A 17,297-nucleotide genomic window follows, 5' to 3' on the forward strand; every position below is an offset into this window, starting at 1 on the left:
ATACATGTCGTCACGACTCGTGCTCCGCACCCGCCCGGCGCGCGTCGAACCCGACTTCCTTCTCTCCTCGATCCAGCACCCGCGAACGAGCGGGTTCCGTTACGCACGCACGCCCGTTGAAATGCCGGCGCCGCGCCTCATCTGAATCTCCGGCGCGCGCATTCCCGCCGCGCGCGGTGCCCGGCACGCGCACGCGACGTCTGGCACACTGACGATTCGCACGCGGCCGCCCGCGCGCTCGCACCCCATTTCAACGCTCCGATGGACGTCACAGCCACCCGCCCCGCACACGCGCTCGACGTGTTCCACCCGGCCGTCGCCGCGTGGTTCCGCCGCACGTTTGCCGCGCCGACCGGCGCGCAGGCACTCGCATGGCCGCACATCAAGGCCGGCCGGTCGACGCTCGTCGCCGCGCCGACCGGCTCCGGCAAGACGCTCACCGCGTTCCTGTGCGCACTCGACGACCTCGTGCGCGATGCGCTCGCGCACGACGGCGCGCTGCCCGACGCGACGCTCGTCGTCTATGTGTCGCCGCTGAAGGCGCTGTCGAACGACATCCACGTGAACCTCGACGCGCCGCTCGCCGGCATCGCCGACTCGCTCGCGCAGCTCGGCCTGCCGGTGCCGGCGATCCGCACCGCCGTGCGAACCGGCGACACCACGCAGGCCGAACGCGCGGCGCTGCGCAAGCGCGCGCCGCACATCCTCGTGACGACGCCCGAATCGCTGTACGTGCTGCTGTCGTCCACGTCGGGGCGGCAAATGCTGTCGAGCGTGCGTTCGGTGATCGTCGACGAGATCCACGCGCTTGCGTCGTCCAAGCGCGGCAGCCACCTCGCGTTGTCGCTCGAACGCCTCGACGCGTTGACGGGCCGCGCGTTGCCGCGCATCGGGTTGTCGGCCACGCAGAAACCGATCGACGCGGTCGCGCGCTTCCTGGTCGGCGGCCCGGCCGATGCGCCGCGCGACTGCACGATCGTCGATACCGGTCACACCCGCGAACGCGACCTCGCGCTCGAACTGCCGAACGTGCCGCTCGAGCCGGTGATGGCGACCGACGTGTGGGAACAGGTGTACGACCGGATCGCCGCGCTTGCCGCCGCGCATCGCACGACGCTCGTGTTCGTGAACACGCGGCGCACCGCGGAACGCATGGCGCGCCATCTCGCCGACCGTCTCGGCAAGGACGCGATCGCCGCCCACCACGGCAGTCTCGCGAAGGAGCATCGCTTCGACGCCGAACAGCGGCTCAAGCGCGGCGAGCTGAAGCTGCTGGTCGCGACCGCGTCGCTCGAACTCGGCATCGACATCGGCGACGTCGATCTCGTGTGCCAGGTCGGTTCGCCGCGCGGGATCGCACCGTTCCTGCAGCGTGTCGGACGCTCGGGGCACCATGTCGGCGGCGTGCCGAAGGGCCGCCTGTTCCCGCTGTCGCGCGACGAGCTGGTCGAATGCGCGGCGCTGCTCGATTGCGTGCAACGCGGCGAGCTCGACACGTTGCGGATTCCCGAGGCACCGCTCGACGTGCTCGCGCAGCAGATCGTCGCCGAAGTCGCCTGCGCGGAATGGCAGGAGGACGCGCTGTACGCGAGCTTCACGCGCGCGGCGCCCTACGCACGCCTGTCGCGCGAACGCTTCGACGACGTGATGAAGATGCTCGCCGAAGGCTTCACTAGCCGCCGCGGCGTGCGTGGTGCGTACCTGCATCGCGACGTGGTCGGCGGCACGGTGCGCGGGCGCCGCAACGCGATGATGACCGCGACGACGTCGGGCGGCACGATTCCCGACATGGCCGACTACGCGGTGCTGCTCGAACCGCAGGGTATCCAGGTCGGCACCGTCAACGAGGATTTCGCGGTCGAGAGCCTCGCGGGCGACGTGTTCCAGCTCGGCAACCAGTCTTACCGGATCATTCGCGTGGAAACCGGCCGTGTGCGCGTCGAGGACGCGCAAGGTCAAGCGCCGGGCATTCCGTTCTGGCTCGGCGAGGGGCTCGGGCGCAGCGACGAGCTGTCGGCGGCGGTCGGCCGGCTGCGGGCGCGGCTCGACGGGCTGTTCGCCGAAGGCGATCGGCACTCCGAGGCCGGAGCACGCAAACGCGCGAGCGACGACGCAGCGGGCAAGACGGGCACGCGCGGCAAAACCGGCAAGGCGGCCGCCGAAGCCGACGCGTTGGCCGACTCGCGCAGCGATAACGGCGGCACCGCGATCGCCCCGCCCGCAAGCCGCCTCGCGCCGGCGCTGCGCTGGCTCGTCGACGATCTCCGCCTGTCGCCCGACGCGGCCCGCCAGATCGCCGACTACCTCGCGCGCACGCGCGCGGCGCTCGGCGCCCTGCCGACGCAGGACACGCTCGTGATGGAGCGCTTCTTCGACGAATCGGGCGGCACGCAGCTGGTGATCCATTCGCCGTTCGGCAGCCGTATCAACCGCGCGTGGGGGCTCGCGCTGCGCAAGCGCTTCTGCCGCACGTTCAATTTCGAGCTGCAGGCCGCCGCGACCGACGACGCGATCATTCTTTCGCTGTCGCTCGCGCACAGCTTCGCGCTCGACGAAGTGTGGCGCTACCTGCGCTCGGCGAGCGCCGAGCACGTGCTGGTGCAGGCGCTGCTCGACGCACCGATGTTCGGCGTGCGCTGGCGCTGGAACGCGACGACCTCGCTCGCGCTGCCGCGCTTCACCGGCGGCCGGCGCACCGCGCCGCAACTGCAGCGGATGAAGAGCGACGACCTGCTCGCGACCGTGTTCCCCGACCAGGTCGCGTGCGTGGAGAACGTCGTCGGCGAACGCGAGATCCCGCACCATCCGCTCGTCGACCAGACGCTCGACGATTGCCTGCACGACGCGATGGATACCGACGGCTGGCTCGCGCTGCTGCGCCGGATCGAAAGCGGCGCGATCGAACTGATCGCGCGCGACCTGCCCGCGCCGTCGCCGCTCGCGGCCGAGATCCTGAACGCGAAGCCCTATGCGTTCCTCGACGACGCGCCGCTCGAGGAGCGCCGCACGCAGGCCGTGCAGTCGCGCCGCTGGAGCGATCCCGAATCGGCCGACGATCTCGGCGCGCTCGACGCCGATGCCATCGATGCGGTGCGCGACGAAGCGTGGCCGCTCGTACGCGATGCCGACGAAATGCACGACGCCCTGCTCACGCTCGCGTGCGTCGCCGACGGCGAAGCGCACGCGCACGAAGGCTGGCCCGAACGGCTCGCGGAACTGGCCGAGCGCCGTCGTGCGACGCAACTCGTCACGCCGGACGGCGCCGTGCTGTGGGTGCCGGTCGAACGGCTGGTCTGCATGCGCGCGCTGCATCCCAATGCACGCGTCGTGCCCGCGCTGAAGGTGCCGGCCGCCTGCGCGCAACCCTGGGAAGCCGATGCCGCGCTCGTCGACGTGATCCGCGCGCGGCTCACCGGCTTCGGGCCATCGACGCTCGACGCCATCGCGCAGCCGCTCGGCCTGCCGTCCGCGGCGATCGCGACCGCGCTCGCCGCACTGGAGCGCGAAGGCTACGTGATGCATGGCCGCTTCACGCCGGGCGCCACGACCGACGAATGGTGCGAACGCCACCTGCTCGCGCGCATTCATCGCTACACGGTCAAGCGGCTGCGCCGCGAGATCGAGCCGGTCGAGCGCGCCGATTTCATGCGCTTCCTGTTCCACTGGCAGCACCTGACGCCCGACACGCGCGGCACGGGCCGCGACGCGCTCGCGGCCGTCGTCGAGCAGCTCGAAGGCTACGAAGCCGCGGCGAGCGCATGGGAAGACGCGCTGCTGCCCGCGCGCCTGACCGACTACACGGCCGGCGGCCTCGACGAGCTGTGCCGCTCGGGCAAACTCGTGTGGACCCGCATCGGCGCGCCGGCGCGCGCGGCCGGCACGCCCGTGAAAACGACGCCGATCGTGCTGCTGCCGCGCCGCCACCTCGGCGCATGGCAGGCGCTGCGCGACCCGGACGCGCAGCCGGCGCTATCCGCGCGTGCGACGCAGGTGCGCGATGCACTTGCCGCACACGGCGCGATGTTCTTCGACGCGCTGCTCGACGAACTGCACATGCTGCCGGTCGAACTCGAGCAGGCGCTCGGCGAACTCGTGTCGGCCGGCCTCGTGAATGCAGACAGCTTCGCCGGGTTGCGCGCGCTGTTGAAGCCCGCGGTCAAGCGCAGCGCGACCTATGCGCCGCGCACGCGGCGCGGTGGCGCGCTGATCGGCGGGATGGACGACGCCGGCCGCTGGGCGCTCGTGCAACGCATGTCGGCGCCGGACGATGCGCCAACCCCGGCACCGAAGCGCGGTGCGCCCGCGATCGATCCCGATGCGCTCGAACACATCGCGTGGACGCTGCTGCGCCGCTATGGCGTGGTGTTCTGGCGGCTGCTCGAACGCGAAGCCGACTGGCTGCCGAGCTGGCGCGAACTCGTGCGGGTGCTGCAACGCCTCGAAGCGCGCGGCGAGATTCGCGGCGGCCGCTTCGTCGCGGGGCTCGCGGGCGAGCAGTTCGCGCTGCCGGAAGCGATCCCGGTCCTGCGCGAGCTGCGTCGCCAACCGGGCGACGGCCAGTACGTGTGCGTGACGGGCGCCGATCCGCTGAACCTTGCCGGCACGCTGTTGCCCGGCGACAAGGTGCCCGCGCTGGCCGGCAATCGCGTGCTGTTCCGCGACGGCGTGCCGGTCGCGTCGCTCGTGGCGGGCACGTTCCATTACGCGCCCGAGCTGCCGCCTGCCGCGCGCGAGGATGCGCGCCTGCGGCTCGCACGCCGCCACTGACTCCTGACATCGGCTGACACACGGCACATCGCGGACTACTAAACGCCGCGCGGCAGCACCGCGTACGTTCGGGTAGCATCGAACGATTCATTGCGCGCCCGAGCGTGCCCATAACGAGCCTTCAGGAGACTGCCTTTCATGCCCTCGCATGCCGATTCGCCCGCCGTTCATCACGCGGGCTCGCTGACGATTTTCCAGGGCGCCGCGCTGTATATCGGCGCGGTGCTCGGCACCGGCGTCATTGCGTTGCCCGCGCTCGCGGCCGAGGTTGCAGGCCCTGCATCGCTGCTGGCGTGGGCCGCGCTCGTCGTGCTGTCGGGGCCGCTTGCCGCCACCTTCGCCGCACTCGGCGCGCGCTATCCGGACGCGGGCGGCGTATCGACCTACGCGCGACGCGCATTCGGGCCGAAGGCCGCGGCAATCGTCGGCTGGTGTTTCTATTTCGCGGTGCCGGCCGGTGCGCCGGCCGCCGCGATGTTCGGCGGCGCGTACGTCGCCGCCGTCACGGGCGGCGGACACGTCACGGTGATCGTCACGGCTGCCGCGCTGATCGCTACGGTGTCGGCCGCGAATGCGTTCGGCGTCACGGTGTCGGGCCGCATGCAGCTCGTGCTGTCGGCGCTGCTCGTCACGCTGCTGCTGGCCGCCGTGCTCGCGTCCGCGCCGCATGCAAGCACGGTGAACCTGCATCCGTTCGCGCCGCATGGCTGGCTCGCGGTCGGCCAGGCTGCCGCACTGCTCGTGTGGAGCTTCGCGGGCTGGGAAGCGATCACGCACCTCGCGGCAGAGTTCCGACGGCCCGCGCACGACATGCCGCGCTCGGCCGGGATCGCGGTCGTGGTCGTCGGCTTTCTGTATCTGTCGGTCGCGGCCGCGAGCGTCACGGTGCTCGGGCCGTCGGCCGGCGCGTCGGGTGCGCCGCTCGCGGAACTGATCGCGGGCGGCATCGGCGGTCACGCGCAGGTGCTGGCGGCAGCGGCCGCGCTGCTGCTCACGCTCGGCACGATGAATGCGTATTTCGCGGGCGCGGCGAAGCTCGGCGCAGCGCTCGGGCGCGACGGCGCACTGCCTGCGTGGCTCGCACAAGGCAGCCAGGTCGGCGGCGTGCCGCGCCGAAGTCTTGGCGTGATCGCGGTGCTGGCCGTCGTCGCGCTGGCCGCGACGACGCTCTCGGACGTCGGGCCGAAGCCGCTCGTGCTCGTCACGTCCGGATGCTTCGTGATGGTGTACGGGCTCGGCGCGGCGGCCGCGCTGAAACTGCTGCCGCGCGGCGGCATCGCATATCGCTGCGCGTGGATTTCGCTGGTCGCCGTCGCCGGGCTGTTCCTGACGACGGGGTGGTTCATCTTGTGCCCGCTGCTGCTTGCGGGCGGTGCGCTGCTTTATCTGCGGATGGCCGGGCGACGCACGTGATCGCGTGCCGGCGCCCGTGTGCGGACGAGCAAACGGGCGCTCGCCGCGCTGCGCCGGCACACCGCGAACCGGCCGCGCACCGCTGCGCCGCGGGCGTCAGGCCGGCACCAGTTCGAAGCTGAGCCGCTTGCCGAGTGCGGTGGCCGCGCTCGCGAGCGTCGCGAGCGTGAGGCTCGTGTCGGTTTCGTCGAGCAGCCGGTTGAGCGCGGCGCGGCTGGTCTTCATCCGCGCGGCCATCGCGGTCTTCGTGATGTGCTGCGCCTTCATTTCCTGGCCGATCTGCCACGCGATCACGCGCTTGATCGCGGTGGCGGTGGCCGCTTCGAGATGGCCTTCGTCCTCGAGGAAGCTGTCGAAATCGCTGCCGATATGCGGGTTGTTCGTGGTCGTCATGGGTACTCCAGTGCATGGCGTGGCCGGCCGGCACATCGCCGATCGCATGTGCCGGCGCAGCCGGAGGAATTCAGATGGCGCGCGTCAGCGCTTTCAGCCGCGCGACGGTCACGTCGAGATCGTCGGACGGCGTGGCCTGCGACTGCTTGAAGAACGCGTGCAGCAGCACCATCGTGTCGCCGACGACCGTGAACAGCGCGCGCGCTTCGCTGCGGCAACATCACGCGGATTTCCCACAGATCCTGCGACATCTTCCGGACCAGCGGCATGCCGAGCGGCCAGCCGAGTTGAACGGTCTTGATCTCTTCGCCGATCACCCTGCGCTCGACCTGCCCGAGCGCCGTGAGCCATTCGCGCACCGGCTCGTTGCCACGCGCGGTGCGGGAGAACCGCACGTCGAGCGTGATCTGAATCTGCTGTCTCGCCATCGTCGTGTCATCGAGTGTATCAAAAAAGGTACGATACGCCAAGCACGACGACACCCGCTACTGACCGGATGGCTAACGAATGACGGTGAGTGAGCGGCAGCCGGACGTCATCCATCCACGCCCTGCCCGGCGTCTCGACGCTGGCGGCGAGCCGGCTTGCGCGCGCTACGGGGGGCGCGATGGGTGTGCGCATCGGCGAACCGCGCCTGCGCGATGTCGCGCACGGCGTCGATCAGCGTCCGGGCGACGGGAGACGGTTGCGCATCGGTGCGCAGCACGAGCCCGACCGGCTCGTCGGTGCCCGCGGAAGGCAGCGGCAGCCGCGCGAGCGCGCCGGCCGACAAGTCGTATTCGGCCGCATAGAGCGGCACGAACCAGACCGCGTCGTTCTCGAGCGTGAGCGCACGCGCGACCGACACCGACAGCACCTCGATGAACGAATCAAGCGGCGGCGCGCCGCACGCGCCGAGCAGTTGCTCGGCCGACTGGCGGATCAGCGTGCCGAACGGCGGCAGCACGACCGGATAGCGCGCGAGCTCGGCGGCCGGCGCGGCACTCGCCAGCAGCGGATGGCCGGCGCGCACGACCGCGACGAGCGGTTCGTTGTACAGCTGCTCGAACGCGAGCCCGATCATCCGTTCCGGCTCCGACAGGCGCCCGATCGCGCATTCGATCGCCCCTGCCTTCAGACGCTCCAGCAGCTCGGTATTGGCAGCCGTCGCGATCCGCACCACGATGCGCGGCCAGCGTGCGGTCAGCGCCTTCATCAGCGCGGGCGCGAGCGATGCCGCGACCGTCGGCAGCATGCCGATTTCGAGCGTCGCCGCGGCCGCGCCGCCTTCGCGCGCGAGCAGCCCGACACCCTGCCGCAGCGCCAGCACGCACGCGTTCGCGTGCGGGATGAACAGTTGGGCTTCGCGGGTCGGCTGCGCGCCGTGCCGCCCGCGTTCGAACAACTTCACGCCGAGGATCGACTCCAGTTCGGCGATCGTCTTCGACACGGCCGGCTGCGTGATCGACAGGCTTTCGGCCGCCTTCTGCACGCCGCCCAACTGCGCGACCGCGAGAAAACACTGCAGGTGCCGGAATTTGACGCGGCCGTCGGCGATACGGTTATTCATAACGGGCGGTTATGCGAATGGTGATATCACGCCATTTTGCATAACTTTCCGGAAACGCCCAAGCATTCGGCGCGGCGTCACGCATGACGCCGCCGCGCATGGACTCCGGTCGCCGGGCAGCAACGCGATCACGCCGCTGTCCGGCGGATTTCCATGGGCGCCGCCGAACATAACGAACGGTTATGCGATTCGCGAAAAAAGGTCATTTTGCATAACTTTCCGGATTGGCTAAAGTCTTGCCATCCACTTCGCGAAATACCTGACAGGAGACGCCCGATGGATTCCCCCACGATCCTCACGCCGCGCGACTGGCCGTCGCATCCCGCGTATATCCACCCCGAGTACCGTTCGTCGGTCAAGCGCGGCCCGACCCGCCCGCTGATCCCGTTGAAGGAAAAGCTGCGCGACCAGTACGTGCCCGTCTACGGCACCGACGATCTCGGCGCGCTCGACCACGACCTGACGAAGAACGCCGTGAAGAACGGCGAACCGCTCGGCGAGCGCATCGTCGTCACCGGCCGCGTGCTCGACGAAGGCGGCAAGCCCGTGCGCAACACGCTCGTCGAGGTATGGCAGGCGAACGCGGCCGGCCGCTACGTGCACAAGGTCGACCAGCACGACGCGCCGCTCGACCCGAACTTCCTCGGCGCAGGCCGCTGCATGACCGACGCCGAAGGCCGCTACCGCTTCCTGACGATCAAGCCCGGCGCGTATCCGTGGGGCAACCATCCGAACGCATGGCGCCCGAATCACATCCACTTCTCGCTGTTCGGCGACTACTTCGGCTCGCGCCTCGTCACGCAGATGTACTTCCCCGGCGATCCGCTGCTCGCGTACGACCCGATCTTCCAGGGCACGCCGGAAGCGGCGCGTGACCGCCTGATCTCGCGCTTCTCGATGGACATCACCGAAGAAGGCTATGCGCTCGGCTACGAATTCGACATCGTGCTGCGCGGCCGCGACGCCACCCCGATGGAGCGCTGAACCATGACGACGCTGAAGCAAACCCCTTCGCAGACGGTCGGCCCGTACTTCGCGTACGGCCTGTGCCCGCAGCAATACGACTACGACCTGAAGAGCCTGTTCACGCCGGTGATCGCCACGCCCGACGCCGAAGGCGAGCACGTGCTGCTGGTCGGACAGGTGTTCGACGGCGACGGCAACGTCGTCAGCGACGCGGTGCTCGAATTCACGCAGGTGGACGGCGCGGGCCGCTATCCCGCGTCGCGCGACGACATCGCGAAGTCCGGCTTCACGGGCTTCGCACGCGTCGGCACGGGCACCGATGCGCAGCACCGCTTCGTTATCCAGACGGTCAAGCCGGGCCGCGCCGCCGCCGACGAAGCGCCGCACATCAACGTGACCGTGATGATGCGCGGGATCCTGACCCACGCGTTCACCCGCGTGTATTTCGACGACGAAGCCGCGGCGAACGCGGCCGATCCGGTGCTGAACCTCGTGCCGGCCGAACGCCGCGCGACGCTCGTCGCGAAGCGCGACGCGCCACCGGGCCGGCCCGTCGTGTACCGCTTCGATATCCGCATGCAGGGGCCGGACGAGACCGTGTTCTTCGACGTGTGACGCGTGAGCCGGCGCACGCCGGCTGCCCGCACCGAACCGCCGTGTGGCGCGATACCGACAGGCATCGCGTCGTGCGGCGGTTTTCGCTTTCGGGCCCCCACATTCGATGCCGTGCCGCAGCACGCCCGATCGGGACGGCCGACGCCCTTGGTTGACTGCTCCCGCCTCCGGCATCAAACGCGCGATTGAAACGCATGCTGCGACAGCACATGAATCGTCGGGCCCGCACGATATCGTTTGCGCGTTACACGGCGTATGCTTTGCTATCCGCCCGACACCGACGGGATTGAATCGGAACAGGCAACAATTTCACCCGCAATGCGCGAACACTGCCCCGCTGCCTGAGCGCGGATTTTTCTGACCGAGTGCCTTCAAGCGCGTCTGACCGAAACCTGGCAGACGCGTTTTTTTCGTCCGCGACCGGAGCACGCCGCCGCACTCGCCGCCGCCTCCGCTCCGGCTAGCGGCGAACCTCCAGATACCGGCTCGGCGTTTCGCCGAGGATGCGGCGAAACGCCGACGTAAAGGCGCTCGCGCTCGCATAGCCCAGATCGAACGCGACCCGCGTCACCGGCTGACCGTCGCTCAGGCGGGTAATCGCCGCCAGCATGCAGACCTGCTGACGCCAGGCGGCGAAACTCACGCCGGTCTGCGCGCGGAACAGCCGCGTAAACGTGCGCCGGCTCACGCCCGCGTCGGTCGCCACCTGGTCGAGATCGGCCGCGATCGACGGCGACGCGAACAGATGCCGGCAGATCTTCGCGAGGCGCGCGTCGGCCGGCAGCGGCGCGTGCAGCGACAGCCGCGGCATCGTCGCGATTTCCGCGACCAGCAGCGCCATCAGCTTGCCCGCCCGGCCGTCGACGTCATACATCGCCGGCAGGTCGATCGCATCGTCGATCAGTTGCCGCAGGAGCGGCGACACGCCGTACACGCCGCACTGGTCCGGCAGCCCCGCGGCCTCGGCCGTGTCGTCCGACACGAACGTGTTGAGCATCGTGACCGGCCCGGTCATCGTCATTTCGTGCCGCACGCCGGCCGGCACCCAGCACGCGCGCTGCGGCGGCACCAGCCAGCGGCCGTGCGGCGTCGACACGCTGATCGTGCCGCGCGACGCGAACGCGAACTGCCCGCGCCGGTGCGCGTGCTCCGGAAACGTCGTGCCCGCCGCGTAGTCGTTGGCGGTCACCACGACGCTACGGGGAATGTCTTCGTAGGGATCCAGCAGCGTATTTCTCAAGGCCCGAATTCCATCATGAATGACCCGATATCGAAGGCGGGTCACCTTCGATCGGTCTACGATCCGCTCCACGCTTGCGCGACCGGATGGCCGCAAGACCCGACGGCCGAATCGGCCGGATAGCGACTTCTTCGGAGCGGAGATGCCCAATACGTTTCATCGCGTGGGGGACGGCCCCCACCCTGTTCTCGTGCTGCACGGCTGGTTCGGCGACGCGCGTGCGTTCGAGCCCGTCGAGACGTGGCTGTCGCACGAACGCTTCACCTATGTGTTCATGGACTACCGCGGCTACGGCGGCATGCGCGGCGCGCACGGCGCGTACTCGATCGCCGAAATCGCCGCCGACACGCTCGCCCTCGCCGACGCGCTCGGCTGGCGCACGTTCAGCCTCGTCGGCCACTCGATGGGCGGCATGGCGATCGAGAAGGTCGCCGCCATGGCGCCCGACCGGGTACGCGCGCTGGTGCCGATCGCGCCGGTGCCGTGCGGCGGCCTGCCGTTCGACGCCGCGCGACGCGCGCTATTCGAACGCGCCGCCGACCAGCTCGCCGATCGCCGCACCATCATCGATCGCAGCACCGGCGGCCGGTTGCCCGCCGCCTGGGTCGAGTGGAAAGCCGCGTATTCGGCATCCTGTTCGTCGCCGCACGCGTTCGGCGCGTACTTCCGCGCGTGGGCCGACACGGATTTCACCGACGAGATCACGGGCCGCCATCCGGTGAAGGTGCTGATCGGCGAACACGATCCGGCGTTCGACGCGGCGCTGATGGCGCGCACCTATCTGCGGCGCTATCCGCACGCGACCGTCGACGTGCTGCGCAATGCCGGTCATTACCCGATGAACGAAACCCCGCTCGCGCTGGTCGCCGCGATGGAAGCGTTCCTGCTCGACACGGCGGCAGACCGCGCGCCCGGTGCGTGACGCGCCGCGCATCGGCGGCCTCCGGTCGGCACGCATCACCGCAGCATGAACGACATGGCCGACAGGCTGTTCAGCGTGCGCACCACGTGCTCGACCGACGGCCCGTCGAAGCGCAGCGTCACCGCATCGACCCGCTCGAGCGACGGCAGCACGCAGAACAGATCGGCGAGCGCGGCCGTCTGCACGCGCAGCGTGCAAGCGGCCGGCGCGGGCCGGTGCGCGCCCGCACGCCAGCCGGACGACAGCGCATGCGCGACCGTTTCGCGTGCGGCGGTCGCGATGCGCGCGCAGGACGCGGCCGGCGTGAGCGTGTCGCCGCTCGATGCGCCGCCGGCCGTCTTGACCGTCTCGAAACGCGCGTCCGGAAACAGCGGCCGGGTTTCCTCGGCGAATACGTCGTCGCCCGACGCCAGCGCGACGTGCGCGCCGTATTCGCGCGCCAGCGCGCCGTACAGCCCGGCTTCGCCGAGTTCGACGCCGTTCAGCCACACCTGCGTGAACGCGAAGCTGTTGATGGTGTGCGCAAGCACGCCGCGCGTCTGCGACTTCGCATGAAAGCCGATCATGAACACGAGGTCGGGCTGCTGCTCGAGGCCTGCCATCATCCCCAGCGTGCGCGGCTTGCCGAGCACGACGCGGGCGCGGGCATCGAGCCCGTCGGGCAGCAGATTGCGGAAGCTGCCGTGCGAATCGTTGACCCAGACGGCCTGCGCGCCGCCGGCGAACGCGCCTTCGATCGCCGCGTTCGCCTCGGCGGTCATCCAGCGGCGCGCACGTTCGTATTCCGGATTGCCGGCACGCGTCTGCTCGAGGGCGAACACGCCGGCGACACCCTCGATGTCGGTCGAGATCAGAATCTTCATGAATGGCTCGGACGTCCTTCGTTGCCTGCGTTGAATAACCGCTCGAGCTCGGGCACCGCATCGCGCAGCGATTGCCGTACGTGGCCGTCGCGGCCGGTCACGGTCACGGCCTGCAGCAGCGCGTCGGCGATCGCGTGCTCGACGCTTTCGGCCGCGGCCATGAACAGCGGATCGAGCGCCGCATCGGCCACGAGGGCCGGCAGCGCGACGGTCGACGCATCGTGCGCGATCGTGTACGCGGTGGAAAAGGCGAGCGCGATGTCGCCGCTGCCATGCCCGTAGACCGAGCCGGTGCGGGCGAGCCCCGCGCCCGCGCGGCGCGCGAGCCGCGACAGTTGCCGCGCGTCGAGCGGCGCATCGGTCGCGAGCAGCAGGATGATCGAGCCTTGCTCGGGCGGCGCCGCGTGCGTCGGCTGAGCGTCCGCTGCGGCACGCCGCTGCGCGACGATCCGTCCGACCGGCACGCCACCGAGCATCAGCATCGGCAGCCGGCCGAAATTCGCGAGCACCAGCGCGCCGACCGTATACGGCCTGCCGGCCGCGACGGCCACGCGCGACGCGGAGCCGATCCCGCCCTTCAGGTCGAAACACGACATCCCGCGCCCGGCGCCTGCCGCGCCACGTGCGAAATCTCGCGCCGCGGTATTGCAGGCTTCGTCGTGATGCGCGGCCGTCACCGCGAACGCCTGGATGTCGTTCAGATAGCCGTCGTTGCACTCGAACACGAGCGGGTTGACGGTCGGCCAGTCGCGGCCGATTTGCGGGTTCTCCGCGACCGCCGCGCGAATCTGCGCCTGCGCCACCGCGCCGACGCCGAACGTGTTGGTCAGCGCGATCGGCGTTTCGAGCGTGCCCAGTTCGTCGACCTGCACGAGCCCGACGCTCTTGCCGAAGCCGTTGATCACGGCCGCGCCGGCCGGCACCTTGCTGCGGTACAGGTCGCCCGGGTGCGGCTTCACGACGGTGACGCCCGTCTGCACGTCGCCCGCATCGAGCGTCGCATGGCCGACCGTCACGCCCGGCACGTCGGCGATCGTGCCGCGCGGCCCGGCCGGCAGCGTCGCGGCCCACATGGGCACGGCTCGCATCAGCGCCGCTCCAGCTTCGGGTCGAGCGCGTCGCGCAGCCCGTCGCCGAGCAGGTTGAACGCGAGCACGGTCAGGAAGATCGCGAGGCTCGGGAAGATCGCGACGTGCGGCGCGGTCACCATGTCCGCGCGCGCCTCGTTGAGCATCGCGCCCCACTCCGGCGTCGGCGGCTGCGCGCCGAGCCCGAGGAACGACAGGCTCGCGGCCGTGATGATCGACGTGCCGATCCGCATCGTGAAGTAGACGACGACCGACGACACGGTGCCCGGGAGGATGTGCCGCATGATGATCGTCCAGTCGGACGCGCCGATGCTGCGCGCGGCTTCCACGTAGGTCATGTGCTTGAGCATCAGCGTGTTGCCGCGCACGAGCCGCGCGAACGCCGGAATGCTGAAGATCGCGACCGCGCAGATCACGTTGACCATCCCGTTGCCGAGGATCGCGACCACGCCGATCGCGAGCAGGATCCCCGGGAACGCGAACAGCACGTCGGCCACGCGCATCGTGATGCGGTCCCACCAGCCTTCGTAGTAGCCGGCGAGCAGCCCGAAGAACGTGCCGATGAGCGCGCCGAGCGCGACCGAGAAGAAGCCGGCCGCGAGCGAGATGCGCGTGCCGGTGACGATCCGGCTGAAGATGTCGCGGCCAAGCGAGTCGACGCCGAACCAGTGCACGGCCGACGGCCCCGCATTCAGCGCGTCGTAGTCGAAGTAGTTCTCCGGATCGAACGGCACGATGTGCGGGCCGACGAAGGCCAGCACGACGAGCGCGAGCACGAAGCCGCCGGCGACCAGCGCGACAGTCTGCTTGCGGAACTTGCGCCAGAATTCACGCCACGGCGTGCGGATCGTGTTCGATGCGGCCGGCGCCGCGGGCTGGACAGTCGCGTTCATGCTGGCCTCACGCTCACTTGAACCGGATGGTCGGGTTGATGACCGCGTACAGCACGTCGACGGTCAGGTTGATCAGGATGAATTCGAGCGAGAACAGCAGCACGATCGCCTGGATCACCGGGTAATCGCGCATCGTGACCGCATCGACCAGCAGGCGCCCGAGCCCCGGCCAGTTGAACACGGCCTCGACGACGATCGAGCCGCCGAGCAGGAAGCCGAACTGCAGCCCCATCATCGTGACGACCGGGATCATCGCGTTGCGCAGGCAATGCTTGAGCACCACCAGCGGCTCGTGCACGCCCTTCGCGCGCGCGGTGCGCACGTAGTCCTCGTTGAGCACCTCGACGAACGACGCGCGCGTGAAGCGCGCCATCACGGCCGCGACCGCGGCGCCGAGCGTCAGCGACGGCAGCACGTAGCTCTTCCACGTGCCGTCCGGCACGACCGGCAGCCAGCCGAGCTTCACCGAGAAGATCTCCATCAGCAGCATGCCGAGCGCGAACGCCGGAAACGAGATGCCCGACACCGCGATCGTCATCCCGAGGCGGTCGGGCCAGCGGTTGCGCCATACCGCCGACGCGATCCCGATCGCCATCCCGAACGCCGTCGCCCACACCATGCTGACGAGCGTGAGCAGCAGCGTCGGCATGAAGCGCTCGCCGATCTCGGTCGACACCGGCCGCTTGCTGCGCGTCGACGTGCCGAAATCGCCGTGCGCGATCTTCACGAAGAAGTTCGCGAACTGCGCGGGCAGCGGCCGGTCGAGCCCGAGATCGGCGCGCACCAGCGCGACCGTCGCGTCGTCGGCTTCGGGCCCGGCCGCGAGCCGCGCCGGGTCGCCCGGCAGCAGGTGCACGAACAGGAACACCAGCACCGCGACGATCGCGAGCGTGGGCAGCAGGCCGAACAGGCGTTTGACGAGAAAATTCAGCATGGGGCACCGATCGAATCAGCGCGCCGGCAGCTTGCGCCGCCGGCGCCGGACAGCGGGCGAGCTGCCGTCATTTCACCGAGATTTCGTCGAAGTTGAACGAACCGTCCGGCATTACGTACATGCCGTGCAGGCGCTTGCTGCGCGCGTAGACGATCTTCTCCTGCACCAGGAAGATCCACGGCGCGTCGGCCCACACCAGCTTCTGCGCGTCGGCGTACAGCGCGGCCTTCTTCGCGTTGTCGGTCGTCTCGAGCGCCTTCGCGAGATCGTCGTCGACGGCACCGTTCTTGTAGTACGCGGTGTTGTAGAGCTTCGGCGGCGCCGACGTGGACGCGAGCAGCGGCGACAGCGCCCAGTTCGCCTCGCCCGTCGAGGCCGACCAGCCGCTGTAGTACATCCGCACCGGCGCCGCCGCCGGATCCTGCGCGCTCTCGACCTTCGCGACCCGCTCGCCGGCCTCGAGCGCCTGCACCTGCACCTTCACGCCGACCTGCGCGAGCTGCTGCTGGACGAACTGGATCAGCTTCTGCGCCGTCGAATGGTTGTACGCGGACCAGAGCGTCGACTCGAAGCCGTTCGGATAACCGGCCTCCTTCAGCAGCGCGCGCGCCTTCGCCGGATCGTACGGCCAGGGCCCGAGCTTGGTCGCGTATTCGACGCCGACCGGGGCGACGCCCGTCTGCGGGGTCGCGTAGCCGGCGAACACGACCTTCGCGAGCGCCTCCTTGTTGACCGCGTAGTTCAGCGCTTCACGCACCTTCGGATTGTCGAACGGCTTCTTCTGCGTGTTCAGCGAGATGTAGCGCTGGATGATCGACGGCCGCTCGATCAGCTCGACCTTCGGATTGCTCTTCAGGTCGGCCGCCTGCTCGAACGGAATCGTGAACGCGAAATCCGCCTCGCCGGTCTTGAGCAGCGCGGCGCGCGTGTTGTTGTCGACCACCGGCTTCCAGTCGATCGAATCGACCTTCGGATAGCCCTTCTTCCAGTAACCGGCAAACTTCTTCACCTTCATGTCGTCGGTCTGCTTCCATTCGACGAACTCGAACGGGCCCGTGCCGACCGGATGCAGCGACACGTCGCGCCCCCACTTCTTCAGCGCGGCCGGCGAGATCATCACCGCCGACGGGTGCGCGAGCGTGTTGATGAACGCGGAGAACGGCTCGCGCAGCGTGAAGCGCACCGTCATCGGATCGACCACCTCGGTCTTCTCGATCACGCGGAACAGCCCGTAGCGCTTCAGCTTGTTCGCCGGATCGGTCACGCGGTCGAAGTTCGCCTTCACCGCGTCGGCGTTGAAGTCGGTGCCGTCGTGGAACTTCACGCCCGGGCGCAGCTTGACCGTGTAGACCTTCGCATCGGGCGACGCCTGGTAGCTCGTCGCGAGCACGTTCACGAGCTTCATGTCCTTGTCGAAGCCGAACAGCCCTTCGTAGAACGACTTCACGACGGCCTGCGACACCGTGTCGTTCGCGTCGTACGGGTCCATCGTCGTGAACGTCGAGTACACGGCGACCACGACGTTCTGCTGCGCGAACGCGGGCGCGGCGACCGACAGCGCGAGCGCGCCTGCCCCCGCGGCGAACAGCGCGCGCGGGCGGAACATCGGGAACGAATGCGGCTTGTTCATTTTGTCTGGCTCCTGTGGATGATT

At 69.5% G+C, this 17,297-nt stretch carries 13 protein-coding genes and 1 pseudogene; 5 read left to right on the forward strand and 9 right to left on the reverse strand.

Going from position 1 to position 17,297, the window contains the following annotated elements; all coding sequences use genetic code 11:
• Positions 1 to 261 precede the first annotated feature (261 nt).
• Together DID98_RS01660 and DID98_RS01665 are read left to right on the forward strand one after the other, a co-directional pair.
• On the forward strand, positions 262 to 4,767 hold the full coding sequence (locus DID98_RS01660; protein WP_124519650.1) for a DEAD/DEAH box helicase: 4,506 nt from the start codon (positions 262 to 264) through the stop codon (positions 4,765 to 4,767).
• A 138-nt stretch (positions 4,768 to 4,905) separates the two neighbouring features.
• Positions 4,906 to 6,180, forward strand: a complete 1,275-nt coding sequence (locus tag DID98_RS01665; protein ID WP_124484993.1) for an APC family permease — start codon at positions 4,906 to 4,908, stop codon at positions 6,178 to 6,180.
• Between the two features lie 96 nt (positions 6,181 to 6,276).
• On the opposite strand, the gene DID98_RS01670 is transcribed toward DID98_RS01665, so the two are convergent.
• The 3 genes and pseudogenes from DID98_RS01670 to pcaQ all read right to left on the reverse strand — a co-directional run bounded on the left by DID98_RS01670 (position 6,277) and on the right by pcaQ (position 8,122).
• On the reverse strand, positions 6,277 to 6,573 hold the full coding sequence (locus DID98_RS01670) for an XRE family transcriptional regulator (protein WP_044842919.1): 297 nt from the start codon (positions 6,571 to 6,573) through the stop codon (positions 6,277 to 6,279).
• Positions 6,574 to 6,643: 70 nt separating this feature from the next.
• Positions 6,644 to 7,001: pseudogene (locus DID98_RS01675) on the reverse strand (type II toxin-antitoxin system RelE/ParE family toxin).
• A 107-nt stretch (positions 7,002 to 7,108) separates the two neighbouring features.
• Positions 7,109 to 8,122, reverse strand: coding sequence for a pca operon transcription factor PcaQ (gene pcaQ / locus DID98_RS01680; RefSeq protein ID WP_124519651.1), 1,014 nt, complete (start codon positions 8,120 to 8,122; stop codon positions 7,109 to 7,111).
• A gap of 276 nt (positions 8,123 to 8,398) precedes the next feature.
• On the opposite strand from pcaQ, the gene pcaH reads away from it, so the two are divergent.
• The gene (gene pcaH / locus DID98_RS01690) at positions 8,399 to 9,106 is read left to right on the forward strand and encodes a protocatechuate 3,4-dioxygenase subunit beta (RefSeq protein ID WP_124484995.1); all 708 of its coding nucleotides are present in this window, start codon (positions 8,399 to 8,401) and stop codon (positions 9,104 to 9,106) included.
• A gap of 3 nt (positions 9,107 to 9,109) precedes the next feature.
• The gene (pcaG, locus tag DID98_RS01695; RefSeq protein ID WP_124519653.1) at positions 9,110 to 9,703 is read left to right on the forward strand and encodes a protocatechuate 3,4-dioxygenase subunit alpha; all 594 of its coding nucleotides are present in this window, start codon (positions 9,110 to 9,112) and stop codon (positions 9,701 to 9,703) included.
• A gap of 460 nt (positions 9,704 to 10,163) precedes the next feature.
• Here the strand turns inward: pcaG and DID98_RS01700 are convergent, their stop codons facing one another.
• On the reverse strand, positions 10,164 to 10,943 hold the full coding sequence (locus tag DID98_RS01700; protein WP_044842914.1) for a helix-turn-helix domain-containing protein: 780 nt from the start codon (positions 10,941 to 10,943) through the stop codon (positions 10,164 to 10,166).
• 142 nt (positions 10,944 to 11,085) lie between these two features.
• Between DID98_RS01700 and DID98_RS01705 the strand changes: the two genes are divergently transcribed.
• The gene (locus DID98_RS01705; protein ID WP_124519654.1) at positions 11,086 to 11,865 is read left to right on the forward strand and encodes an alpha/beta fold hydrolase; all 780 of its coding nucleotides are present in this window, start codon (positions 11,086 to 11,088) and stop codon (positions 11,863 to 11,865) included.
• A gap of 35 nt (positions 11,866 to 11,900) precedes the next feature.
• Here the strand turns inward: DID98_RS01705 and DID98_RS01710 are convergent, their stop codons facing one another.
• The 5 genes from DID98_RS01710 to gsiB all read right to left on the reverse strand — a co-directional run bounded on the left by DID98_RS01710 (position 11,901) and on the right by gsiB (position 17,273).
• Complete coding sequence (locus DID98_RS01710; protein ID WP_124519655.1) at positions 11,901 to 12,728, reverse strand: M55 family metallopeptidase; 828 nt, start codon at positions 12,726 to 12,728, stop codon at positions 11,901 to 11,903.
• The gene (locus DID98_RS01715) at positions 12,725 to 13,816 is read right to left on the reverse strand and encodes a P1 family peptidase (RefSeq protein WP_124519656.1); all 1,092 of its coding nucleotides are present in this window, start codon (positions 13,814 to 13,816) and stop codon (positions 12,725 to 12,727) included. The genes DID98_RS01710 and DID98_RS01715 overlap by 4 nt, the downstream gene beginning before the upstream one ends.
• The gene (gene gsiD, locus DID98_RS01720; RefSeq protein WP_044842910.1) at positions 13,816 to 14,709 is read right to left on the reverse strand and encodes a glutathione ABC transporter permease GsiD; all 894 of its coding nucleotides are present in this window, start codon (positions 14,707 to 14,709) and stop codon (positions 13,816 to 13,818) included. The genes DID98_RS01715 and gsiD overlap by 1 nt, the downstream gene beginning before the upstream one ends.
• A gap of 13 nt (positions 14,710 to 14,722) precedes the next feature.
• On the reverse strand, positions 14,723 to 15,643 hold the full coding sequence (gene gsiC, locus DID98_RS01725; protein ID WP_044842909.1) for a glutathione ABC transporter permease GsiC: 921 nt from the start codon (positions 15,641 to 15,643) through the stop codon (positions 14,723 to 14,725).
• Positions 15,644 to 15,710: 67 nt separating this feature from the next.
• The gene (gene gsiB / locus DID98_RS01730) at positions 15,711 to 17,273 is read right to left on the reverse strand and encodes a glutathione ABC transporter substrate-binding protein GsiB (protein ID WP_044842908.1); all 1,563 of its coding nucleotides are present in this window, start codon (positions 17,271 to 17,273) and stop codon (positions 15,711 to 15,713) included.
• Positions 17,274 to 17,297 lie beyond the last annotated feature (24 nt).

Origin of the sequence: Burkholderia sp. Bp8984, assembly GCF_003853755.1 — a bacterium.
Classification (GTDB): domain Bacteria; phylum Pseudomonadota; class Gammaproteobacteria; order Burkholderiales; family Burkholderiaceae; genus Burkholderia.